Below are 22575 nucleotides of genomic sequence, written 5' to 3' on the forward strand. Positions count from 1 at the left end.
CGGCGCGGCAGGGGGCTTTGCGGGTGGCCGGGTGCTCGGCGCGGCAGGGGGCTTTGCGGGTGGCGGGTGCGGAGGGCGGCCGGTGACCGCCCTCCGCACCCGCCCTCCCCCTCAGGCTCCGGCTTGCGGGTCGCCACCGCCCCGGCGGATGGTGCGCAGGGCGTGGCCGGGGCGCCAGGTCTGGACGATCAGGGTCTCGCCGTCCAGCGTGGTGCGGACCGCTTCGGTCAGTTCCGCGCGGAAGAGGAGGAACGGTTCCGGGGGCCGGACCGCCTCGGCGAAACGGGCCAGGGTCCCCGGGTCGGTCACCGCCACCGCGCGCCCGGCGACGCGGACGTCGCCGTCGTTCATCTCGGCGTCGGGCCCCGGGTTGGCCTGGAGCGCGAAGCGCGGGTCCCGCAGCAGGTCCAGGGCCTTGCGGGAGCCCGGCATCATGCCGAGCCACAGTTCACCGAGGCGGAATTCCGCTTCGAGGCCGGTGACCCGGGGCGAGCCGTCCTTGCGCAGGGTCGCCAGGACATGGTGCTTGTACTGCTGGAACCGCTTGCGCACGATGTCGGCGTAGTCGGGCGCTTCCGTTGCGAAGTCCGCCCAGGGGGCCGGTGAGGTCGACGTCATGGCAGCCATCGAACACCCGAAACCCGACACCTCCTGTCCGGTTTGGCCGATGGTCACCGGATCGGACGCCATCCTGCGGCGGTTCACGCGGGAGACAGCGTGACCAGGACCGCGTCGCCCATCGTGCGCAGGACGCCCGGCGACGCGCCGGTCACCAGGACCGCGTCGTAGGGGCCCAGCGCGATGTCCGTACCGTCGATGACGGTGCCGCCGTCCAGTGCGAGGGCGAGCACCGCGCCGCCGGGCGGCGGCAGCAGCCGGACGGTGCCCCTGACGACGGCGGTCTCCGCCCGCGTACGGCCCCTGCGCCACATCACGTTGAGGTTCACGACCGGGCCCGCCGGCAGACGGCCCTCGGCCGGCAGGTCCCCGGGGAAGTCATGGGGCCAGCGCGGCTCGTCGACGATGTGGTGCTCACCGCCCACCAGCAGGTGTATTCCGGCGCCCTCGACCACGGTCAGGGTGCGGTCGACGCCGTCGAACACGGAGAACGGCCCGTCCGCCGCGACCTCCGCCAGGCTGATCCGCCAGTCGAAGGCGTCCATCGCCGCGCCCTCGGGGCCGGCGGCGATCTCGCGGGTGACTCCCCCGCCGTTCTTCCAGGGCACGGCCGCGCGCCCGGCGGCCCTCAGTACGTGCGGCGAGCCGGCCATGTCGTCTCCCTGTGTCTCCGGTCCGCGCGTCGCGGACTCCTGAGGGTAGGTCACCCCGACGGTGCGGCGGCGCCCCGGGCAAGGCGTCCCCGGCCGGGTTCGCTATCTTGAGCGCCGCCGTCCCCACCGGCCCTTTTGTCTCAGCCAGCAGTGAAGGAGCCGGTCATGGAGGCCGCCGCCACCACGTGTTACCGCCATCCGTCCTACGAGACGTATGTGCGCTGCACCCGTTGCGACCGCTACATCTGCCCGGACTGCATGCGCGAGGCCTCGGTCGGTCATCACTGCGTGGAGTGTGTGAAGGAGGGGCAGCGGTCGGTGCGGCAGGCCCGCACGGTCTTCGGCGGCGCGGTGTCGTCCGCGGCGAGGCCCGTCGTGACCCAGGTGCTGATGGCGCTGAACGTCCTCGTCTACATCGGCGAGCTGATCAGGCCCTCGATCGTGGACCGGTTCGGCGTCCTCGGGGCCACGCTGGTCGATCCGGAGGGCGGGCGGTACTACTACAGGGGCGGGACGGTCCCCGGGTACGAGCTGACCGGGATCGTGGACGGCGAGTGGTACCGGCTGCTGACCGGCGCCTTCCTGCATCTGCCGCCGGACGCCTCGTTCGGTGTGATGCACCTGGTCTTCAACATGCTCGCGCTGTGGAACCTGGGCCGGGTGGTGGAGGGGCAGCTGGGCCGGGCGCGCTATCTGGCGCTGTATCTGCTGTCGGCGGCCGGTGGCTCGGTGCTGGTCTATCTGGTCTCCCCCGACACCCTGACGGTGGGCGCGTCCGGCGCGGTCTTCGGGCTCGCCGCCTCGTTCTACGTCATCAGCAGGCGACTCGGCCGGGACATGCGGGCGGTCAACCGGTTCATGGCCGGGTTCCTGCTGTGGATGGTCGTCTCGGCGGTGTTCACCTCGTGGCAGGGGCACCTGGGCGGTCTGCTGACCGGCGCCCTGGTGACGTACGGGCTCGCCTACGCCCCGGCGAAGCTGCGGACCCCGGCGGCGCAGGCCGGGGGCGGGCTCGCTCTGTTGTGCCTGCTGGCCGTGGTGGTCGCCCTCAGGACAGCGGCGCTGACCGGCGGCGGTGCCTGATGGGCCGTACGACGCCGCCCCGCCCGGTCGACATGGCCGCGCTGTTCCCGGAGATCGGCCCGTACGCCCGTACCGCCACCCGGCTGCATCCGCGGCCCGGTGCGCCGACGGCGGGGACGAGTTCGGTGGGCGGGCCGCTGCTGTGGCCCGTGGCCGAGCCGTGGCCGGTCTGCCGTGAGGCGCACCCCCGCTCGTACGGGATCCGGCCCGCCGATGTGCGCAGGCGCCGGGAGATCCTCGCGGCGGCCTGGCTGCGGCCGCGCCCGGCGGCGGGAGGTCTGGCCTACGCCGGTGACGAGGAGGCGGAGCTGGACGCGATGGCCGAGGGGCCGCACCCGCCCCCGCTGCCCGACGACGCCCCCGTACCGCTGATGGCGCTCGCCCAGCTCTTCGTGCGCGACGTCCCCGCTCTCGCGGAGTTCGCGCCCGGGGACACCGATCTCCTCCAGGTGCTGTGGTGCCCCTTCGACGAGCACCGGAGCATCCCGTGCGCCCCGGCGCTCCGGCTGGTCTGGCGGCGGGCCGCACAGGTGACCGAGGTCCTCGCCGGGCGGCAGCCGGAGCCGGAGGTCGTGGAGGACGAGGGGTACGTACCCGAACCGTGTGTGCTGCACCCCGAGCAGGTGACCGACTTCCCGTGGCACGAGTATCTGCCGGACGCGCTCGCGGCCCGGATCAGGATCTGGGAGGAGGGCCCGGCCCAGGAGCTGCCCGGGGCTCCGTCGTACCGGGCCGACCTCTCCCTGGCGCCCGGCTGGAAGGCCGGGGGCTGGGACAACTGGAGCGTGACCGATCTCCAGCGGCAGTACTGCGACTGCGGGCGGGAGCTGCGGCTGCTGCTCACCATCGACTCCAGCGAGTGGGGCGGGGCGAGCTGGTGGCCGTGCGAGGACCCCTCGCCCACCGATCCGGATCTGCCTCCGGTACCGCTGGTCGGTGAGCCGACGGAGATCGCGGTGGGGCGGTACGGGGCGTACCGGGTGTTCGTCTGCCCGGCGGACGCCTCGCACCCGCACCGGGCCGACGTCCAGTAGTCCGGCCCCGGAATCGGCGGTCCCCGGCCCGCGTCCGTACCGGCCCCGGACGCGCCACGGCGCCCGCATGGTCCGGTCGGGGACTGCGCAGGCGCCGCGTTCAGTTCCGTACGCCGTTGTACGGGACGTTTTTGGGGGGATTCCCGGTCAGGGGAACCCCGTGGGGTCAGACCAGCAGCGACCGGTCCGTCGGGCGGATCGGGGCCGGCAGTGCGCTGGTCCCGGTCAGGTAGCGGTCCACGCCTCGTGCCGCGGAGCGGCCCTCGGCGATGGCCCAGACGATGAGCGACTGCCCGCGGCCCGCGTCCCCGGCGACGAAGACGCCGTCGACGTTGGTCGCGTAGTTGTCGTCACGGGCAACATTACCCCGTTCGTCGAGTTCGAGGCCGAACTGCTGGACAAGACCGTTGGCCTGGTCCGTGCCGGTGAAGCCCATGGCGAGGGTGACGAGGTCGGCGGGGATGCGGCGCTCGGTGCCGGGCTTCTGCTCCAGCCTGCCGTCCTTGAACTCCACCTCGACCAGATGCAGTGCCCGGACGTTGCCGACCGCCTGGCCCTCCTCGGGGGCCGAGCCCTCGAAGTGGGTGGTGGAGACGGAGTAGACCCGCTCGCCGCCCTCCTCGTGCGCGGAGGTGACCTTGTAGAGCATCGGGAAGGTCGGCCACGGCTGGTTGGCGCTGCGGTCCTCGCCCGGCTTCGGCATGATCTCCAGCTGGGTGACGGAGGCCGCGCCCTGGCGGTGGGCGGTGCCGACGCAGTCGGCGCCGGTGTCGCCGCCGCCGATGACGACGACGTGCTTGCCCTCGGCGGTGATCGGGGAGACCGTCAGGTCGCCCTCCTGCACCTTGTTGGCGAGCGGGAGGTACTCCATCGCGAAGTGGACGCCGTTCAGCTCACGGCCCGGGACGGGCAGATCGCGGGAGACGGTGGCACCGGCGGCGATGACGACCGCGTCGTACCGGCGGCGGAGCTTGGCGGCGTCGATGTCCGTGCCGATCTCCACCTCGGTGCGGAACTTGGTGCCTTCCGCGCGCATCTGCTCGATGCGCCGGTTGATGTGCGACTTCTCCATCTTGAACTCGGGGATGCCGTATCGGAGGAGGCCCCCGATGCGGTCCGCGCGCTCGTAGACGGCGACGGTGTGACCGGCCCGGGTCAGCTGCTGGGCGGCGGCCAGTCCGGCGGGTCCGGAGCCGATGACGGCGACGGTCTTGCCGGAGAGGCGCTCGGGCGGCTGCGGGGTGACGTCGCCGCTGTCCCATGCCTTGTCGATGATGGAGACTTCGACGTTCTTGATGGTGACGGCCGGCTGGTTGATGCCGAGGACGCACGCCGACTCGCAGGGAGCGGGGCACAGCCGCCCGGTGAACTCCGGGAAGTTGTTCGTGGCGTGCAGCCGCTCGGACGCGGCGGTCCAGTCCTCGCGGTAGGCGTAGTCGTTCCACTCGGGGATGAGGTTTCCGAGGGGGCAGCCGTTGTGGCAGAACGGGATGCCGCAGTCCATGCAGCGGCCGGCCTGCTTGCTGATGATCGGGAGCAGCGAGCCCGGAACGTAGACCTCGTTCCAGTCCTTGACGCGCTCCTGGACGGGGCGGGTCTCGGCGACCTCGCGGCCGGTGGTCAGGAAGCCCTTGGGGTCAGCCATTGGTCGCCGCCTCCATCATCTTCTCGGTGGTCTCCTGCTCGGAGAGACCGGCGAGCTCAGCGGCGTCCTTGGCGGCGAGCACTGCCTTGTAGGTGGACGGGATGATCTTGCTGAAGCGGGAGACACCGCCGTCGGCGCTGTCCCACTCGGCGAGCAGCTTCTCGGCGACCGTGGAGCCGGTCTCCTCCTGGTGGCGGCGCACCACGTCGTGCAGCCACCGCTTGTCCGCGGCGGTCAGTTCCTCGACCGCGCCGAGGTTGCCGATGTTGACGTTGTCGCGGTCGAGGTCGATGACGTACGCGACACCGCCCGACATGCCGGCGGCGAAGTTGCGGCCGGTCTCGCCGAGGACGACGGCGTGGCCGCCGGTCATGTACTCGCAGCCGTGGTCGCCCACGCCTTCGGAGACGACGGTGGCGCCGGAGTTGCGGACGCAGAACCGCTCACCGGTGCGGCCGCGCAGGAACAGCTCGCCGCCGGTCGCGCCGTAGCCGATGGTGTTGCCCGCGATGGTGGAGTACTCGGCGAGGTGGTCGGCGCCGCGGTCGGGGCGGACGACGACGCGGCCGCCGGAGAGGCCCTTGCCGACGTAGTCGTTGGCGTCGCCCTCCAGGCGCAGCGTCACGCCCTTCGGTACGAAGGCGCCGAAGGACTGGCCCGCGGAGCCGGTGAAGGTGATGTCGATGGTGTTCTCGGGCAGGCCCGCACCGCCGAACTTCTTGGTGACCTCGTGGCCGAGCATGGTGCCGACGGTCCGGTTGATGTTGCGGATCGCGACCTGGGCCCGGACCGGCTGGGCGGCCTCGGCGGTGTCCGCGCCGAGCGCGTCGGCGGCGAGCTTGATCAGCTCGTTGTCGAGCGCCTTGGTCAGGCCGTGGTCCTGCTCGATGACCTGGTGGCGGACGGCGCCCTCGGCCAGCTCGGGGACGTGGAAGAGCGGGGCCAGGTCGAGGCCCTGGGCCTTCCAGTGGGTGACGGCCCGCTCGGTGTCCAGCAGCTCGGCGTGGCCGACGGCTTCCTCGATGGTGCGGAAGCCCAGCTCGGCGAGGATCTCGCGGACCTCCTCGGCGATGAACTCGAAGAAGTTCACGACGTACTCGGCCTTGCCGGAGAACCGGTCGCGCAGCACCGGGTTCTGGGTGGCGATGCCGACCGGGCAGGTGTCGAGGTGGCAGACGCGCATCATGACGCAGCCGGAGACGACGAGCGGCGCGGTCGCGAAACCGAACTCCTCGGCGCCCAGCAGAGCGGCGATGACGACGTCGCGGCCGGTCTTGAGCTGGCCGTCGGTCTGTACGACGATGCGGTCGCGCAGGCCGTTGAGCAGCAGGGTCTGCTGGGTCTCAGCGAGGCCGAGCTCCCAGGGGCCGCCCGCGTGCTTGAGGCTGGTCAGCGGGGAGGCGCCCGTGCCGCCGTCGTGGCCGGAGATGAGGACGACGTCCGCGTGTGCCTTGGAGACACCCGCGGCGACCGTGCCGACGCCGACCTCGGACACCAGCTTCACGTGGATACGGGCCACGGGGTTGGCGTTCTTGAGGTCGTGGATCAGCTGGGCCAGATCCTCGATGGAGTAGATGTCGTGGTGCGGCGGCGGGGAGATCAGGCCGACGCCGGGGGTGGAGTGCCGGGTCCTGGCGACCCACGGGTAGACCTTGTGGCCGGGCAGCTGGCCGCCCTCGCCGGGCTTGGCGCCCTGCGCCATCTTGATCTGGATGTCGTCGGCGTTGACCAGGTATTCGCTGGTCACGCCGAAGCGGCCGGAGGCGACCTGCTTGATGGAGGAGCGGCGCGCCGGGTCGTAGAGACGGTCGGCGTCCTCGCCGCCCTCACCGGTGTTGGACTTGCCGCCCAGCTGGTTCATGGCGATGGCGAGGGTCTCGTGCGCCTCGCGGGAGATCGAGCCGTAGGACATGGCGCCGGTGGAGAAGCGCCTGACGATGTCGGAGACGGACTCGACCTCGTCGAGGGGTACCGGCTCGCGCTCCGCGGTGCCGCGCTCGTGCGGGAGGGCGAACAGTCCGCGGAGCGTCATGAGGCGCTCGGACTGCTCGTTCACCCGGTCCGTGTACTTCTTGAAGATGTCGTAGCGACGGTTGCGGGTGGCGTGCTGGAGGCGGAAGACCGTCTCCGGGTCGAACAGGTGCGGTTCGCCCTCGCGGCGCCACTGGTACTCGCCGCCGATCTCCAGTGCGCGGTGCGAGGCCGCGATGCCGGAGGCGGGGTACGCCTTGGTGTGCCGGGCGGCGACCTCCTTGGCGACGACGTCGAGTCCGGCGCCGCCGATCTTGGTGGCGGTGCCGTTGAAGTACGTGGCGACGAAGCTCTCGTCCAGGCCGACGGCCTCGAAGACCTGGGCGCCGCGGTAGGAGGCGACGGTGGAGATGCCCATCTTGGACATGACCTTGAGGACGCCCTTGCCGAGCGCGTGGATCAGGTTGCGGATGGCCTGTTCGGCCTCGATGCCGTCGATGAACGTGCCGGCGCGGACCAGGTCCTCGACGGACTCCATCGCCAGGTACGGGTTGACCGCGGCGGCGCCGTAGCCGATCAGCAGGGCGACGTGGTGGACCTCGCGGACGTCTCCGGCCTCGACCAGCAGACCCACCTGGGTGCGCTGCTTGGTACGGATGAGGTGGTGGTGGACGGCCGAGGTGAGCAGCAGCGACGGGATCGGCGCGTGCTCGGCGTCGGAGTGCCGGTCGGACAGGACGATCAGGCGGGCGCCGTCCTCTATGGCGGCGTCGACCTCCGTACAGATCTCCTCGATCCGCGCGGCCAGCGCGTCGCCGCCGCCGCCGACCCGGTAGAGGCCGGCGAGGGTGGCGGCCTTCATGCCCGGCATGTCGCCGTCGGCGTTGATGTGTATGAGCTTGGCCAGCTCGTCGTTGTCGATCACCGGGAAGGGCAGCGTGACGCTGCGGCAGGTCGCGGCGGTCGGCTCCAGGATGTTGCCCTGGGGGCCGAGCGAGGAGCGCAGCGAGGTGACGAGCTCCTCGCGGATGGCGTCCAGCGGCGGGTTGGTGACCTGGGCGAAGAGCTGGGTGAAGTAGTCGAAGAGCAGCCGGGGCCGTTCGGAGAGCGCGGCGATCGGCGAGTCCGTGCCCATGGAGCCGAGCGGCTCGCCGGCGGTGCGGGCCATCGGCGCGAGGATGACGCGGAGCTCTTCCTCGGTGTAGCCGAAGGTCTGCTGGCGGCGGGTGACCGAGGCGTGGGTGTGCACGATGTGCTCGCGCTCGGGGAGGTCGCCGAGCTCGATCTCGCCGGTCTCCAGCCAGTCCTGGTAGGGCTGCTCGGCGGCGAGGGACGCCTTGATCTCGTCGTCCTCGATGATGCGGTGCTCGGCGGTGTCGACGAGGAACATCTTGCCGGGCTGGAGACGGCCCTTGCGGACGACCTTGGCGGGGTCGATGTCCAGGACGCCGACCTCGGAGGAGAGGACGACGAGGCCGTCGTCGGTGACCCAGTAGCGGCCGGGGCGCAGCCCGTTGCGGTCGAGGACCGCGCCGACCTGGGTGCCGTCGGTGAAGGTGACGCAGGCCGGGCCGTCCCAGGGCTCCATCATCGTGGCGTGGTACTGGTAGAACGCGCGCCGGGCGGGGTCCATGGAGTCATGGTTCTCCCATGCCTCGGGGACCATCATCAGCACCGAGTGCGGCAGCGAACGGCCGCCGAGGTGGAGCAGCTCCAGGACCTCGTCGAAGGAGGCCGAGTCGGAGGCGTCCGGGGTGCAGACGGGGAAGATCCGGTCGAGCCGCGCCTCGCCGAAGAGGCGGGAGGCGAGCTGGGACTCGCGGGCCTTCATCCAGTTGCGGTTGCCCTTGACCGTGTTGATCTCGCCGTTGTGGGCGACGAAGCGGTACGGGTGGGCGAGCGGCCAGCTGGGGAAGGTGTTGGTGGAGAAGCGGGAGTGGACCAGCGCGACCGTGGTGGCGAACCGGCGGTCGGAGAGGTCCGGGAAGAACGGCTCCAGCTGCCCGGTGGTGAGCATGCCCTTGTAGACGATCGTGCGGGCGGAGAGCGAGGGGAAGTACACCCCGGCCTCACGCTCGGCGCGCTTGCGCAGGACGAAGGCCTTGCGGTCCAGGACGATGCCGCTCGCCGTGCCGTCGCCGTCCGCGACGAAGAGCTGGCGGAACTCGGGCATGGTGGCGCGGGCGCCGTTGCCGAGGAGGTCCGGGGCGACCGGGACCTCGCGCCAGCCGAGGACCGTCAGGCCCTCCTCGCCGGCGATGTCCTCGATCGTGCGGACGGCCCCGGTGGAGTCGTCCGCGGGGAGGAAGGCGATGCCGACGGCGTAGGAGCCGGCCTCGGGGAGGGCGAAGGCGGCCTCCTCGCGGAGGAAGGCGTCCGGGACCTGGAGCAGAATTCCGGCGCCGTCACCCGAGTCGGGCTCGGATCCGGTCGCGCCGCGGTGTTCGAGGTTGCGCAGAACGGTCAGCGCCTGCTCGACCAGCTCGTGGCCGGCCACACCGGTCAAAGTGGCCACGAACCCGACGCCACAGGCGTCGTGCTCGTTACGGGGGTCGTACAACCCCTGCTGGGCGGGGCGACCGTCCATGGGCGACCAGGCGTGGGTGCGCATCGGCTCTCCCGTCGTCGTCGTGGCATATGCAAGTGCCGAGGGACGACGTTGGCCCCCTGCGAAATTTTGTGCAGGTTACATGATGGGGCGCTTCTCAAGAAGCGGAAGGCTTGTTCCAACATACGGACACTGTGGTGACAGTGAGGTGGGTCGCGGTCGGAAGATCGGCGCCCTGGGATCCGCAGAGAGCAGGCGTCGTTGCCTGCGGGTGTCTACGGCTCATGCCCGGCGGCAAAGAAAACGAAACCGCTGGGTAACGACTACTTATGTGCAGTCCTGCATAGAGTCTCATTTTACGGCCGCCGGGCCGGATCCGCCCAGTGGCGGGTGCCAGGACGTACGTCACACGGGTCGCGGACCCGCTTCCGGCACGACGAGGCGGTGCGGGCAGGCCCGCGACCGGGCCTCCGCGGCCCCGCTTCCGGCCTCCGGAGGGCGGGGGCAGCCTCCGGAGGGCGGAGGGGGCAGCCGCCGACGGGCGGAGGTCAGCCGCCGGAGGGTGGGGTCAGCCGCCGACGGCCACGCCGAACAGCGTGCCGAGGCCGTACGTCAGCGCCGCCGCCGCCCCGCCCAGGGCCAGCTGGCGCAGCCCGCTGAACCACCAGCTGCGGGCGGTCACCCTGGCCACCACCGCACCGCAGGCGAAGAGGCCGATCAGCGCGAGCAGCACCGCGGGCCACAGCGCGCTCGCGCCGAGCAGATACGGCAGGACGGGCAGCAGGGCGCCCAGCGCGAAGGCGCCGAACGAGGACACGGCGGCCACGAGCGGCGAGGGCAGGTCGCCCGGGTCGATGCCGAGCTCCTCGCGGGCGTGGATCTCCAGGGCCTGTTCCGGGTCGCGCGAGAGCTGCCGGGCGACTTCGCGGGCGAGCGCGGGCTCGACGCCACGGGTCTCGTACAGGGCGGCGAGCTCCGCCATCTCGTCCATCGGGTGCTTGCGCAACTCCCGCCGCTCGACGTCGAGTTCGGCCTCGACCAGTTCGCGCTGCGAGGCGACGGAGGTGTACTCGCCGGCCGCCATGGAGAACGCGCCGGCGGCCAGGCCCGCCAGACCGGTGATCACCAGGGTCTGCTGGGACACCGCGCCGCCCGCGACTCCGGTCATCAGCGCGAGGTTGGAGACCAGGCCGTCCATGGCGCCGAAGACGGCGGGGCGCAGCCAGCCGCCGTTCACATCGCGGTGGGTGTGATTGTCGCGGTGCGCCTCGTGCAGTACGGCTTCGGTCTCGATGATGGCCACGGCTCTCCCCTTCTCCGGAAGCGGGCTCCCTGCGTTCCGCCCCCGCTCGACACCATCGAAAGTACGCACGAAAACGGGCGCCCGCCAGCAAGGCAGGCCGTACTTACCAGGACTCTGACCTGCGAAGGAAGGGCAGGCTCACCTCTCCTGACCCTCCGTCGGACCCGCCCTCGGCCCCTCTTCGGCGCCTCATCCGACTGGCCCTTTTATTGCGCTTGTCAGCCTTTACCCGCGCTCCACGTGGCACAGATCGGACAGGACGGGAATCAGGACTCCCGGCACGAACGAAGGGCGACGCGATGGAACCGATCGCAGGCAATGACCGGGCCCGGGGTGCGCTGCTGGGGCTCGCCGTCGGGGACGCGCTGGGGGCGCCCGCGGAGAATCTCCGGCCGTCCGAGATCCGCCGCCGCTGGGGGCGGATCGAGGGGTTCGTGAGCGACGACCCGGCCGGGACGGACGACACGGAGTACGCGATCTTCTCCGGGCTGCTGCTGGCCCGGCACGGCTCGGCGCTCACGGTCGCGCATGTCGAGCGGGCCTGGCACCACTGGATCGCCGACCTCGACGAAGGGCCGTTCCGCGGGGCCGGGTTCAGCGAGCGCGGCACGCTGGAGAACCTCCGCCGGGGGCTGGCGGCCCCGATCTCGGCGCAGCACCGGCACGCCTGGAGCGACGGGCTCGCCATGCGGGCGGCGCCGTTCGGGGTGTTCGCGGCGGGCCGGCCGGCCGAGGCGGCGCGGCTGGTCGCGATCGACGGCCGGGTGAGCCATGACGGCGAGGGCATCTACGGCGGGCAGGCCGTGGCGGCCGGGGTGGCCGCGGCGATGGTGGGGGCGGGGCTCGCCTCCGTGATCGCCGCCGCGCTGTCCGTCGTCCCGATGGACTCGTGGACGGCCCGCTCGCTGCGGCGCGCGGTGACGGCCGCTCAGCGCCCCTACCCGGACCGGCTCACCATGGAACGCGCGGTGCGTTCGGCCGTGGTGATCGGCGGCTACCCGTGGACGGACCTGGCGCCGGAGGCGGTGGGCCTGGCCTTCGGCGCGCTCACGGCGGCGCGCGGCGACTTCCGTACGGCGGTGCTGACGGCCGTCAACATGGGCCGCGACGCCGATACGACGGCGGCGGTGGCGGGGGCGCTGGCCGGGGCGCTGAACGGGGCGGGCGCGATCGAGCCGGACTGGGCGGCGGCGATCGGGCCGGTCCGGGGCAGCTGTCTGCCGTCGATGCGGGGCTACCACGTCCTGGACATCGCGGAACTGCTGACCCCGGAGGAGCCGGAACCCCCGGCGCGGCGGGAGGAGACGGCGCGGGCCGGGCGGGAGCGGCGGCCGGGGAGTGCGCGGCGGCCGGAGAGCGCGGGCGCGGACCCAGGGAACACCGGCGCGGACCCGGGGCACACCGGCGCGGATTCGGGGCACACCGGCGCGGGAGAGGGCGCGGACGAGCGGGGCGGGGCGCGCGGGCCCGGTGCGGCCGGGGAGAGGGTGCGGGACCTGGCACCGGTGTCGGCGTCCTCCGGGCCGGGACGGCCGGGACGGGAGGAGCGGCGATGACCACCGCACGCCGGACCGGCCACCGCGCCGGCTCCCCGCCGGCCGGCCGGGAGCCCCTGTCCGTACTTGTACCCGTCCCCGGCCGCCGGGCCCGGATCGAGGGCCTGTTGCTCGGGCTGGCCGCCGGGGACGCCGCCGGATGGCCCGCCGCCCGGCACCGGGCGGCCCGGATGCCGGAGTGGACGCGGCGGCTCACCCGGGAGCTGGACACCTTCGCCGAGCAGAACGCCACCACCACGCTCCCGGTCCCGATCGCCCTCAACCAGCCGCCCGAGCCGCTGCGGCTCGGGCCGTCCGACGACGCCGAGTGGGCCGCGTTCGCCGCCCGTACGGTGCTGGCCGCCGCGGCGGACCACGCCGACGGCCTCTCCCCCGGCCGGCGGACGCGGGACGCGGTGGACCGGGCCTGGAACGCGCTGGCCGCCAAAGTCGCCGCGGCCAGCGCACGGGCCCCCGAGGTCGAGGCCGCCGTGCTCCCCCTGCGGGCCCGGATCTCGGTGCGTGCGGGGCTCGGCAACCTCGCCGCCGGGCTCCGGCCGCCCGCCACCGGCCATGACAACCCGCACTACTTCGACGACGCCGCCTGCGTCCGGGCCGCCGTGCTCGCCGTCGTCCACCCCGGGGACCCGGCGGCCGCCGCCGGACTCGCCGAGTTCGACGCCCGCTACACCCAGGACGGCGACGGGGTGCACGGCGCGCGGGCCGTCGCCGCCGCCGTCGCCGAGGCGCTGGCCGGGGCGGACGTCGACACGGTGGTGAACGCCGCGCTCGCCCAGCTCCCCGAGGGCACCGAGATCGCCCGCAACGCCGAGCACGCCGTGCGGCTCGCCCGCGCCTTCGCCGACGAGCCGCACGGTGCCTTCGCCCTGGTCCCGGTGCTGGAGCACCAGATCGTCGACCATGTCTACAGCTACGGGATCGCGGCGGCCGAGACCGTGCCGGTGGCCCTGGCCCTGACGACCGCGGCCCGCGGCGAGATCGCCCAGGCCGTCCCGGCGGCGGCCTGTCTGTCCCGGGTCGCCGACTCCGCGCCCGCCCTCGCCGGAGCGCTGACCGGTGCGCTCGGCGGGATCGCCGCCGTACCGGCGGGCTGGCGCGAGGCCTGCCGCACCCTGGCCGGATGCGCGCTGCCCCGGCTCGCGGGCACGGATCTGATCGAACTCGCCGGGCTGCTGGCAGACACGGAACCGACCCCCACGGGTGGACAATTCCGGCATGACGCCCACAACGATCGTCCCTCGGACCTCACCCCCCACGCTCGGGCTCGATGAGCGCATCACCGGCGCACTCATCGGCGCCGCGGTCGGCGACGCGCTCGGCGGCCCCGTCGAGGGCTGGACCCCGGAGCAGATCGCCGAACGCCACGGCGGCCGGGTGCGCGGCATCGTCGGCCCCTGGCACGGCGACGACTGGCGCACCGCCCGCCCCATCGCCCCGTACCACAAGGGCGACGGGCACGTCACCGACGACACCCTGATGACCCATGCGCTGATCCGCGTCTACACCGGCGTCCGCGATCACCTCGACGCCTACGACATCGCCGGTCATCTCGTACCGGACCTGATGTCCCGCCCCCGCTGGATCCCGGAACTGGAGGCCGAGGCGCTGCCCCTCCAGCGGATCTTCCTTGCCGAGAAGTGGATCGTCGCACGGCTGCACTACGGTCATGCCGACCCGCGCGAGGCGGGCTCCGGGAACATCGTCAACTGCGGTGCGGCGATGTACATGGCACCGGTCGGCCTGGTCAACGCCGCCCACCCCGAGGCCGCCTACGCCGAGGCGCTGGAGATCGCGGGGGCTCATCAGTCCTCGTACGGGCGGGAGGCCGCCGGGGTCTTCGCCGCCGCCGTCGCCGCCGCCTGCGCCCCGGGCGCCACCCCCGCCTCCGTCGTCACGGCCGCGACGGCGCTGGCCAAGGACGGGACCCGATCCGCGATCGAGGCGGTCCGCGAAGTGGCCGTGCGCCACAGCGACTTCGAGTCGGCGCTGGCCCCCCTGCGCGCCGCCGTCGCCCCCTTCGACACGGTGGGCCCGGACTACCGCGCCCCCTCCCTCGGCGCCCGCCGGCCCTCCCGGCTGCACTCCATCGAGGAACTGCCCATCGCGCTCGGCATGCTGCTCGTCGGGGACGGCGACTACCGCCGCACCGTCCTCGGCTCGGTCAACTACGGCCGCGACTGCGACTCGATCGCCACCATGGGCGGTGCCCTGGCGGGCGCGCTGAACGGCGCGGCGGCGATCCCCGCCGACTGGTCGAAGACGGTCGCCGAGGCCAGCCGCCTCGATCTGCACGCCCCGGCACGGGAACTGGCGGAGGTGGCCCGCGAGATCTTCGTACGGGACACCGCCCGCCGCCGGGCGCACGAGTCGGCCTTCGCCGCGCTGGCCGGTGAGCGGTGACCGTCCGGCTGACCTGGGTGCAGCCCGAGGACCTGGTCGGCCATGAGCTGCGGCAGGCGGCGCAGGACGGCCGGGACGCGCGGGAGATCGAGCGGCGCTGGTACGGGGCGGGCGGCGCGCCCGCCCCGGAGCGCGCCGGCGCGTCCGAGCCGCCCACCGCACCCCGGCTGCGCGCACTGGCCGAGGAGCTGCTGGACGAACTCGCCCTGCTGGAATCCCCGTTGGCACCCCATGAGCCGACGGACCTGGCGGCGATCCGGGCGGCCTGTCCGCACTGGCCCGCCCCACCCGCCGGACGGCGTCCGGCCGATCCGGACCGGCTGCACGCCGCCTGGCTCGGCCGGGCCGCGGGCTGTCTGCTGGGCAAGCCGGTCGAGAAGCTGGAGCTGGCCGGCATCCGTGCCCTGGCCCGCGCCACCGGCAACTGGCCGCTCACCACCTGGTTCACCGCCAGGGGTGTACCCGCCGCGCTGCTGGAGCGATACCCGTGGAACCGGCGCTCGGCCGCCACCTCACTGGCCGAGAACATCGACGGCATGCCGGAGGACGACGACCTCGACCACCCCCTGCTCACCGTGCTGTTGCTCCGTCGCCATGGGCGCGGCTTCACCACGGCCGATCTCGCGCGGCTCTGGCTCGCCGAACTCCCGGCGGGCCGCGTCTTCACCGCCGAGCGCATCGCGTACCGCAATCTGCTGGACGGCATCGAGCCGCCGGACACGGCACGCCACCGCAATCCGTTCCGTGAGTGGATCGGCGCCCAGATCCGGGCCGACGCCCATGGCTGGACGCACCCGGGCGACCCGGCCGCCGCTGCCGCCCAGGCCCACCGGGACGCGGTCCTCACCCACACCGCCAACGGGGTGTACGGGGCGATGTTCACCGCTGCCGCGCTCGCCGAGGCGGCCGGGGGCGGGAGCGATGTGCACGGGTGCCTGGCGGCCGGGCTGCGGGTGGTCCCGCCCCGCTCCCGGTACGCGCGGGCCGTCCGCCTCGGCATCGCGACGGCCCGTGCGGAGGCGGAGTTCGACACGGTGGTGGACCGGCTGCACGCCGTGTACGCGGACACCCACCACTGGGTCCACGTCCTGCCCAACGCCGCGCTGCTGGCCGCGGCCCTCACCCATGCCGACGGGGACTTCACCCGTTCCGTCGGCTGCGCGGTATCGGGCGGCTGGGACACCGATTCCAACGGGGCGACGGCCGGTTCGCTCGCGGGACTGCTGGCCGGCCGGCCCGCTGCCCTGCCCGACCGCTTCACCGCCCCGCTGAAGAACCGCCTCGCCACCTCCGTAGCCGGTTTCGACTCGACCGGTTTCGACACCCTCGCCGAACTGACCTATCAGGAAGCCACCCGCACATGACCGGCATCGCAGCGCTCCCGTGCCCGGGGAGCACGGACGGCCCCACCCCCTCCCCCGTCCCGCCGCCGCCCGGCGCCTCCCCGTCCATGCCGTACCGAAGCGAGAGCGATGCCGCGTGAATCACCCCGCAGAAGGACCCCTGACCGGTCTGAAGGTCCTCGACATCGCCACCCTGTTCGCCGGACCGCTCGCGGCCACGATGCTCGGTGACTTCGGGGCCGAGGTCATCAAGGTCGAGCATCCGCGCCGCCCCGACCCCTCGCGCGGGCACGGCCCCGCCAAGGACGGCGTCGGACTGTGGTGGAAGCTGCTCGGCCGCAACAAGCGCAATCTGACCCTGGACCTGTCCGCCCCCGGCGGCCGGGACGTCCTGCTGCGGCTGGCGGCGGACAGCGATGTGATCATCGAGAACTTCCGGCCGGGAACCCTGGAGCGCTGGGGCATCGGCTGGGAGGAGCTGCGGGCCGTCAACCCCCGTCTGGTCCTGGCCCGCGTCACCGGCTTCGGCCAGTTCGGCCCGTACGCGCACCGCCCCGGCTTCGGCACCCTGGCCGAGGCGATGAGCGGCTTCGCGGCGATCACCGGGGAGCCGGACGGGCCGCCCACCCTGCCGCCGTTCGGGCTCGCCGACTCGATCGCGGCGCTCGCCACCGCGTACGCGGTGATGGCCGCGCTCGCCGGGCGCGACCGCACCGGCGAGGGCCAGGTCGTCGACCTGGCGATCATCGAACCGATCCTGACGGTGCTGGGCCCGCAGCCCCTCTGGTACGACCAGCTCGGCTACGTCCAGCAGCGCACCGGGAACCGCTCCCGCAACAACGCCCCGCGCAACACCTACCGCACCGGGGACGGCCACTGGGTCGCCGTGTCCACCTCCGCGCAGTCGGTCGCCGAACGGGTCATGCGGCTGGTCGGCCGCCCGGAACTGATCGACGAGCCGTGGTTCGGCGCGGGCACCACCCGTGCCGAGCACACCGAGGAGCTGGACGAGGCCGTCGGCAACTGGATCGCCCGGCACACCCGGGAGGAGGCCCTGACCGCGTTCGAGAAGGCGGAGGCGGCCATCGCACCGATCCAGGACGTACGGGAGGTGATGGAGGATCCGCAGTACCGGGCCCTGGACACCCTCACCGAGATCGACGACCCGGAGCTGGGGCCCCTGCGGATGCAGAACGTCCTCTTCCGGCTGTCCGGGACACCGGGAGCGATCCGCTGGGCGGGCCGCCCGCACGGCGCGGACACCGAGGAGATCCTCGCCGGGCTCGGCCTGTCGGCCCCCGACATCATGGATCTGCGCGCACAGGGAGCCCTGTGACCTCCCTGTTCGTCCCCCTGACCTGGCTCTACGTACCCGGGGACCGGCCGGACGTGGTGCGCAAGGCACTCGGCTCGGGAGCGGACGTGGTGATCGTCGACCTGGAGGACGCGGTCGCACCGGACCGCAAGGAGTACGCGCGGGCGGCCACCGCCGAACTCCTCGCCGACCCGGTCACCGCCGCCCCGGGCACGGTACCGGTCCATGTCCGGGTGCACGGCGAGGACGACGTACGGGCCCTGGCCGGGCTGCCGGGTCTCTCCGGTCTGCGGCTGCCGAAGATCACGCATTCGGTCTCCGTGCACCATGTGGCGGCGGTGGCCCCCGGTGTGCCGCTGTATCCGCTGCTCGAATCGGCGCTCGCGATCGAGCACGCCTACTCGATCGCGACGGCCCACGCGGAGGTGCGGGGCATCGGACTGGGCGAGGCCGACCTCCGGGCCGATCTGGGTGTACGGGAGGACGCCGGGCTGGACTGGCCGCGCAGCCGTACCGTGGTCGCCGCGCGGGCCGCCGGTCTGCCGCCGCCCGCGCAGTCGGTCTTCCCGGACGTCCGGGACCTGGACGGGCTGTGGACGTCCTGCGGCCGGGCGCGGGCGCTGGGGATGCTCGGCCGGGCGGCGATCCACCCCCGGCAGCTGGCGGTGATCGAGCGGGCCTTCCTGCCGACGGCGCGGGAGATCGAGGCGGCCGAGGAGATCGTGGCCGCCTCGGCGGTGGACGCGGGTGCGCTGGCGCTGCCGGACGGGAGGTTCGTGGACGCGGCGGTGGTGGCATCGGCGCGCCGGACACTGGCCCTGGGACAGCGGAACGCCGGACGGGTCGGCAGTACCGATCCGTCCGGCGTCTGAGCGGAACAGAGTGCGCCCGCGGGCGCGGTCAGAGCTTCTTGGCCGCCTCGGGGGCGCCGTCCTTCTCCGCGTCACCGGTCCCGGCGTCACCGGTCCCGGCGTCGGCCTTGACCTCGGCCTCGGTGGCCATGTCGGTGGCGTCGGGCTCGGCGTCCTTCGCGTCGGTGTCCTTCGCGGCCGTGTCCTTCGCGGCCGTGTCCTCGGCGTCGCCGTCCTTGGCGCCGGCGTCACCTTCCGTGTCGGTGTCCGTCGCGCCCGGCTCGACGATCTCCTCGCGTCCGGGACGTACCTTCGCCGAGATCACGATGTACACGACGGCGAGGACGAACACGATGATCGCGGTCCATACGTTGAGGCGCAGCCCCAGCACGTGGTGGGCCTCGTCGACCCGCATGTACTCGATCCAGGCACGGCCCGCGCAGTACGCCGCGACGTACAGCGCGAAGACCCGTCCGTGGCCGAGCTTGAAGCGGCGGTCGGCCCAGATCACCAGCAGCGCGACGCCGACGCACCACAGCGACTCGTACAGGAAGGTCGGGTGGTAGGTGCCCGCGACCCGGTTCGGGCCCTCGCTGATCTCCAGCGCCCACGGGAGGTCGGTCGGCTTGCCGTACAGCTCCTGGTTGAACCAGTTGCCCCAGCGGCCGATGGCCTGGGCGAGGGCGATACCGGGGGCCAGGGCGTCGGCCCAGGCGGGGAGCGGAATCCCGCGCCTGCGGCAGCCGATCCAGGCGCCGACCGCGCCGAGCGCGATCGCGCCCCAGATTCCGAGGCCGCCTTCCCAGATCTTGAAGGCGTCGACCCAGTTCTCACCGTCGCTGAAGTACAGCTGATAGTCGGTGATGACGTGGTACAGCCGGCCGCCGACGAGGCCGAAGGGCACGGCCCAGACGGCGATGTCGGCGACGGTGCCGGATCTGCCGCCCCGGGCGACCCAGCGCTTGTTGCCGAACCAGACGGCGACAAAGACACCGATGATGATGCAGAACGCGTAGCCGCGAAGCGGGATCGGGCCGAGATCGATCACGCCGGTCGACGGGCTGGGAATGAAGGCAAGGTTCATGACGGGGTCGACGCTACCTTGCCGGGCGGGAGGTACGGCAGGCCACCCGGCAACGTCTGGGTAACGAGGCGGCCGCCGGCCCGCCGCCCCGTACCCCTGCCAGGAGCCCGGAAGGGCCGGATCAGGAAGCCGAGGGGGCCGGGGTGGCCGTGCCCGGCTTCTTGCCCTTGTTGGCCTCGGCGACCCACTTCTTGAGGTTCTCGGGGGAGATCTGCTCGTCGCCCTTCGTCGGGAAGACCGACACACCGTTGAGCAGGGCGGTGGGAGTGCCCTGGAATCCGCCGTTGCGGAACGCGGTGTCGGACTTGGTGACCCAGCTGTCGTGCTTGCCGCTCTCCACGCAGCTGCGGAAGCCGGGCGTGTCGAGGCCCTCGACCTTGCCCGCCAGCTCGATCAGCTTGCTGTTCCGGCCGAAGGCGTCATCGGCCTCGGCGGGCTGGTTGCTGTAGAGGACGTCGTGGTACGCGGGGAACTTGCCGACGTCCTGGGCGCAGGCGGCGGCGTTGGCGGCGCGCAGCGAGCCGGTACCGCCGAGATTCCCGTCGATGATCGTGGCGAGGTGGTACTCCACCTTGATCTGGCCGCTGTCCGCCAGCTCCGCGATCGTGTCCCGGAAGGCGGTCTCGAACTGGGCGCAGACCGGGCAGCGGAAGTCCTCCCAGATCGTGAGCGTGGACGGTGCGTCGCTCGCCCCGACCGGGATGGTGAGCTCGTCCTTCCCGGTGGCGCCCGAGGGAGCGACCACCGGGCCCGCCCCGCTGTCGCCGTCGTCGTCGCCCGCGTTGGCGGCGATCAGTCCGATCACGGCCGCCAGGGCCAGCACTCCGACCACCGCGGCCGAGACGATCAGCGTGCGCCGGCGGCGCTCGCGCGCCTTGTCCCGCTCGCGCTGCTGGGCCAGGCGCTCACGCGCGCTTCTGTTTCCCTCAGGGTTCTTCTCGCTCACACCCGCAGCAACGAACCGGGGAGGCACGCGCGTGCCTCCCCGGTCCGGTTCCACCCGTTCGGGTGATGTCTGGTATCAGCGCTTTCGAACACCTTCGGCCAGTTCGCCCGCCAGGGCGCGGACGGCGGCGAGACCCGCCGCCTCGTCGGGGGCGTCCAGCATGCCCTTGACGAAGGCCGAGCCGACGATCACCCCGTCGGCGAACCCGGCGACCTCGGCGGCCTGCTCGGCGTTGGAGACGCCGAGGCCGACGCAGACGGGCAGGTCCGTGGTGGCGCGGGTGCGGCGCACCAGGTTCTGGGCCTCGTCGCCGACCGACTCACGGGTGCCGGTGACCCCCATGAGCGAGGCGGCGTACACGAAGCCGGAGCCCGCCGCCGTGATGGTGGCCAGACGCGCGTCCCGGCTGCTGGGCGCGACGACGAACACGGTCGCGAGGCCGTGCTTGTCCGCGTGTTCGCGCCAGGTCGCGGACTCCTGGACCGGCAGGTCGGGCAGGATGCACCCGGCTCCGCCCGCCTCGGCCAGCTCGGCGGTGAAGCGCTCGATGCCGTACCGGTCGATGGGGTTCCAGTAGGTCATGATCAGGATCGGGGCACCGGTCGCCTCGTACGCCTCGCGGACCGTGCGCATCACGTCGGCGATTCTGACCCCGCCGCGCAGGGCGATGTCGTCGGCGGTCTGGATGACCGGGCCGTCGAGCACCGGGTCGCTGTGCGGCAGTCCCACCTCGACGATGTCCGCGCCGCCCGCGACGACGGCCTTGACCGCCTCGATGCCTCCGTCGACGGTCGGGAACCCGGCCGGGAGGTACGCGATCAGCGCCGCCCGGTCCTCCGCCCCGGCCTTGGCCAGCGTCGAGCTCAGCAGGTCCCTGTTTCCGCTCTGCGTGCTCACTTGGCACCCCCGTCGTACAGGCCGAAGTAGCGGGCCGCCGTGTCCATGTCCTTGTCGCCGCGGCCGGACAGGTTGATCAGGATCAGCCCGTCCTTGCCCAGTTCCCGTCCGACCTCCAGCGCGCCGGCCAGGGCGTGCGCGCTCTCGATGGCCGGGATGATCCCCTCGGTGCGGGAGAGGAGCCGCAGGGCCTGCATGGCGGCGTCGTCGGTGACCGCGCGGTACTCGCCGCGGCCGATGTCCTTGAGGTAGGAGTGCTCCGGGCCGATGCCCGGGTAGTCCAGTCCCGCCGAGATGGAGTACGGCTCGGTGATCTGGCCCTCGTCGTCCTGGAGGACGTAGGAGCGCGAGCCGTGCAGGATGCCGGGCTCGCCCGCGGTCAGGGTGGCCGCGTGCTCACCGGTCTCCACCCCGTGTCCGGCGGGCTCGCAGCCGATCAGCCGGACGTCCGCGTCCGGGATGAACGCGTGGAAGAGCCCGATGGCGTTGGAGCCGCCGCCGACGCAGGCGACCGCGGCGTCCGGCAGCCGGCCGGCCCGCTCCAGGATCTGGCGGCGGGCCTCGACGCCGATCACCCGGTGGAAGTCGCGGACCATCGCGGGGAACGGGTGCGGGCCCGCGACCGTGCCGAAGAGGTAGTGGGTGCGGTCCACATTGGCGACCCAGTCGCGGAACGCCTCGTTGATGGCGTCCTTGAGGGTGCGCGAGCCGGACTTCACGGCGATGACCTCGGCGCCGAGCATCCGCATCCGCGCCACGTTCAGCGCCTGCCGCTCGGTGTCGATCTCGCCCATGTAGATGGTGCATTCGAGGCCGAACAGGGCGCAGGCGGTGGCGGTGGCGACCCCGTGCTGGCCCGCGCCGGTCTCGGCGATGACCCGGGTCTTGCCCATGCGCTTGGTGAGGAGTGCCTGGCCCAGCACGTTGTTGATCTTGTGCGAGCCGGTGTGGTTCAGGTCCTCGCGCTTGAGGAAGACCCTGGCCCCGCCCGCGTGCTCGGCGAAGCGCGGGACCTCGGTCAGCGCGCTCGGGCGGCCCGTGTAGTTGACCATGAGCTCGTTGAGCTCGGCGGCGAAGGCCGGGTCGGCCTTGGCCTTGTCGTACTCGACGGCGACCTCGTCCACGGCGGCGACGAGCGCCTCCGGGATGAACTTGCCGCCGTAGGCGCCGAAATACCCTTCGGCGCTGGGAATCAGACCCTCGGGGTCCGGAATGAAGAAGTCAGACGACATCCGACGTGCTCCTTGGCATGGCAACGGGTGGGTTCACCGTATGCGCCGTGAGCGGAGCGCCACCGCGACCGGGACCGGTCGGGGCGGTGCGGTCGT

The 22575-nt window shown here is 72.8% G+C and carries 17 protein-coding genes; 8 read left to right on the plus strand and 9 right to left on the minus strand.

The window, feature by feature from the left end; genetic code table 11:
* Nucleotides 1-111: 111 nt before the first annotated feature.
* Both OHA98_RS29055 and OHA98_RS29060 read right to left on the minus strand, forming a co-directional pair.
* On the minus strand, nt 112-627 hold the full coding sequence (locus tag OHA98_RS29055) for a pyridoxamine 5'-phosphate oxidase family protein (RefSeq protein WP_266929802.1): 516 nt from the start codon (nt 625-627) through the stop codon (nt 112-114).
* A gap of 74 nt (nt 628-701) precedes the next feature.
* Nucleotides 702-1271 (minus strand): HutD family protein, encoded by a 570-nt coding sequence (locus OHA98_RS29060; RefSeq protein ID WP_266929804.1) that lies wholly within the window; start codon nt 1269-1271, stop codon nt 702-704.
* A 165-nt stretch (nt 1272-1436) separates the two neighbouring features.
* On the opposite strand from OHA98_RS29060, the gene OHA98_RS29065 reads away from it, so the two are divergent.
* A complete protein-coding gene (locus tag OHA98_RS29065; RefSeq protein ID WP_266929805.1) occupies nt 1437-2354 on the plus strand; it encodes a rhomboid family intramembrane serine protease in 918 nt (305 codons plus the stop codon).
* Nucleotides 2354-3388, plus strand: coding sequence for a hypothetical protein (locus tag OHA98_RS29070; RefSeq protein WP_266929806.1), 1035 nt, complete (start codon nt 2354-2356; stop codon nt 3386-3388). The genes OHA98_RS29065 and OHA98_RS29070 overlap by 1 nt, the downstream gene beginning before the upstream one ends.
* Before the next feature lie 166 nt (nt 3389-3554).
* On the opposite strand, the gene OHA98_RS29075 is transcribed toward OHA98_RS29070, so the two are convergent.
* The 3 genes from OHA98_RS29075 to OHA98_RS29085 all read right to left on the minus strand — a co-directional run bounded on the left by OHA98_RS29075 (nt 3555) and on the right by OHA98_RS29085 (nt 10855).
* Nucleotides 3555-5033, minus strand: coding sequence for a glutamate synthase subunit beta (locus OHA98_RS29075; protein ID WP_266929807.1), 1479 nt, complete (start codon nt 5031-5033; stop codon nt 3555-3557).
* Nucleotides 5026-9615 (minus strand): glutamate synthase large subunit, encoded by a 4590-nt coding sequence (gene gltB, locus OHA98_RS29080; RefSeq protein ID WP_266929808.1) that lies wholly within the window; start codon nt 9613-9615, stop codon nt 5026-5028. Before gltB ends, OHA98_RS29075 begins: the two co-directional genes overlap by 8 nt.
* A gap of 505 nt (nt 9616-10120) precedes the next feature.
* Nucleotides 10121-10855, minus strand: a complete 735-nt coding sequence (locus tag OHA98_RS29085; RefSeq protein WP_266929810.1) for a VIT1/CCC1 transporter family protein — start codon at nt 10853-10855, stop codon at nt 10121-10123.
* A 299-nt stretch (nt 10856-11154) separates the two neighbouring features.
* Here OHA98_RS29085 and OHA98_RS29090 point away from each other — a divergent pair, with 299 nt between their 5' ends.
* The 6 genes from OHA98_RS29090 to OHA98_RS29115 all read left to right on the plus strand — a co-directional run bounded on the left by OHA98_RS29090 (nt 11155) and on the right by OHA98_RS29115 (nt 18341).
* The gene (locus OHA98_RS29090; protein WP_266929811.1) at nt 11155-12411 is read left to right on the plus strand and encodes an ADP-ribosylglycohydrolase family protein; all 1257 of its coding nucleotides are present in this window, start codon (nt 11155-11157) and stop codon (nt 12409-12411) included.
* Nucleotides 12408-13682 (plus strand): ADP-ribosylglycohydrolase family protein, encoded by a 1275-nt coding sequence (locus OHA98_RS29095; protein WP_266929813.1) that lies wholly within the window; start codon nt 12408-12410, stop codon nt 13680-13682. The genes OHA98_RS29090 and OHA98_RS29095 overlap by 4 nt, the downstream gene beginning before the upstream one ends.
* On the plus strand, nt 13627-14811 hold the full coding sequence (locus tag OHA98_RS29100) for an ADP-ribosylglycohydrolase family protein (protein WP_266929814.1): 1185 nt from the start codon (nt 13627-13629) through the stop codon (nt 14809-14811). Before OHA98_RS29095 ends, OHA98_RS29100 begins: the two co-directional genes overlap by 56 nt.
* Complete coding sequence (locus OHA98_RS29105; RefSeq protein ID WP_266929816.1) at nt 14808-16175, plus strand: ADP-ribosylglycohydrolase family protein; 1368 nt, start codon at nt 14808-14810, stop codon at nt 16173-16175. Before OHA98_RS29100 ends, OHA98_RS29105 begins: the two co-directional genes overlap by 4 nt.
* Nucleotides 16176-16290: 115 nt before the next feature.
* A complete protein-coding gene (locus OHA98_RS29110) occupies nt 16291-17490 on the plus strand; it encodes a CaiB/BaiF CoA-transferase family protein (protein WP_266929817.1) in 1200 nt (399 codons plus the stop codon).
* Complete coding sequence (locus OHA98_RS29115; RefSeq protein ID WP_266929818.1) at nt 17487-18341, plus strand: CoA ester lyase; 855 nt, start codon at nt 17487-17489, stop codon at nt 18339-18341. Before OHA98_RS29110 ends, OHA98_RS29115 begins: the two co-directional genes overlap by 4 nt.
* Nucleotides 18342-18369: 28 nt before the next feature.
* Here the strand turns inward: OHA98_RS29115 and lgt are convergent, their stop codons facing one another.
* The 4 genes from lgt to trpB form a co-directional block, all read right to left on the minus strand.
* Complete coding sequence (gene lgt, locus OHA98_RS29120) at nt 18370-19404, minus strand: prolipoprotein diacylglyceryl transferase (RefSeq protein ID WP_266929819.1); 1035 nt, start codon at nt 19402-19404, stop codon at nt 18370-18372.
* Between the two features lie 121 nt (nt 19405-19525).
* Complete coding sequence (locus OHA98_RS29125; RefSeq protein ID WP_266929820.1) at nt 19526-20350, minus strand: thioredoxin domain-containing protein; 825 nt, start codon at nt 20348-20350, stop codon at nt 19526-19528.
* Between the two features lie 75 nt (nt 20351-20425).
* Nucleotides 20426-21247, minus strand: coding sequence for a tryptophan synthase subunit alpha (trpA, locus tag OHA98_RS29130; RefSeq protein ID WP_266929821.1), 822 nt, complete (start codon nt 21245-21247; stop codon nt 20426-20428).
* Nucleotides 21244-22479, minus strand: a complete 1236-nt coding sequence (gene trpB / locus OHA98_RS29135; protein WP_266929823.1) for a tryptophan synthase subunit beta — start codon at nt 22477-22479, stop codon at nt 21244-21246. Before trpB ends, trpA begins: the two co-directional genes overlap by 4 nt.
* Nucleotides 22480-22575 lie beyond the last annotated feature (96 nt).

This window comes from Streptomyces sp. NBC_00654 (assembly GCF_026341775.1).
Classification (GTDB): domain Bacteria; phylum Actinomycetota; class Actinomycetes; order Streptomycetales; family Streptomycetaceae; genus Streptomyces.

Excerpts from the sequence above, each read along its gene's own strand:
- OHA98_RS29060 (WP_266929804.1), bottom strand. The coding sequence starts at position 1,271 with ATGGCCGGCTCGCCGCACGTACTGAGGGCCGCCGGGCGCGCGGCCGTG.
- OHA98_RS29095 (WP_266929813.1), top strand. The coding sequence starts at position 12,408 with ATGACCACCGCACGCCGGACCGGCCACCGCGCCGGCTCCCCGCCGGCC.
- OHA98_RS29100 (WP_266929814.1), top strand. The coding sequence starts at position 13,627 with ATGACGCCCACAACGATCGTCCCTCGGACCTCACCCCCCACGCTCGGG.
- OHA98_RS29055 (WP_266929802.1), bottom strand. The coding sequence starts at position 627 with ATGGCTGCCATGACGTCGACCTCACCGGCCCCCTGGGCGGACTTCGCA.
- OHA98_RS29075 (WP_266929807.1), bottom strand. The coding sequence starts at position 5,033 with ATGGCTGACCCCAAGGGCTTCCTGACCACCGGCCGCGAGGTCGCCGAG.
- gltB (WP_266929808.1), bottom strand. The coding sequence starts at position 9,615 with ATGCGCACCCACGCCTGGTCGCCCATGGACGGTCGCCCCGCCCAGCAG.
- OHA98_RS29065 (WP_266929805.1), top strand. The coding sequence starts at position 1,437 with ATGGAGGCCGCCGCCACCACGTGTTACCGCCATCCGTCCTACGAGACG.
- lgt (WP_266929819.1), bottom strand. The coding sequence starts at position 19,404 with ATGAACCTTGCCTTCATTCCCAGCCCGTCGACCGGCGTGATCGATCTC.
- trpB (WP_266929823.1), bottom strand. The coding sequence starts at position 22,479 with ATGTCGTCTGACTTCTTCATTCCGGACCCCGAGGGTCTGATTCCCAGC.
- OHA98_RS29090 (WP_266929811.1), top strand. The coding sequence starts at position 11,155 with ATGGAACCGATCGCAGGCAATGACCGGGCCCGGGGTGCGCTGCTGGGG.
- OHA98_RS29070 (WP_266929806.1), top strand. The coding sequence starts at position 2,354 with ATGGGCCGTACGACGCCGCCCCGCCCGGTCGACATGGCCGCGCTGTTC.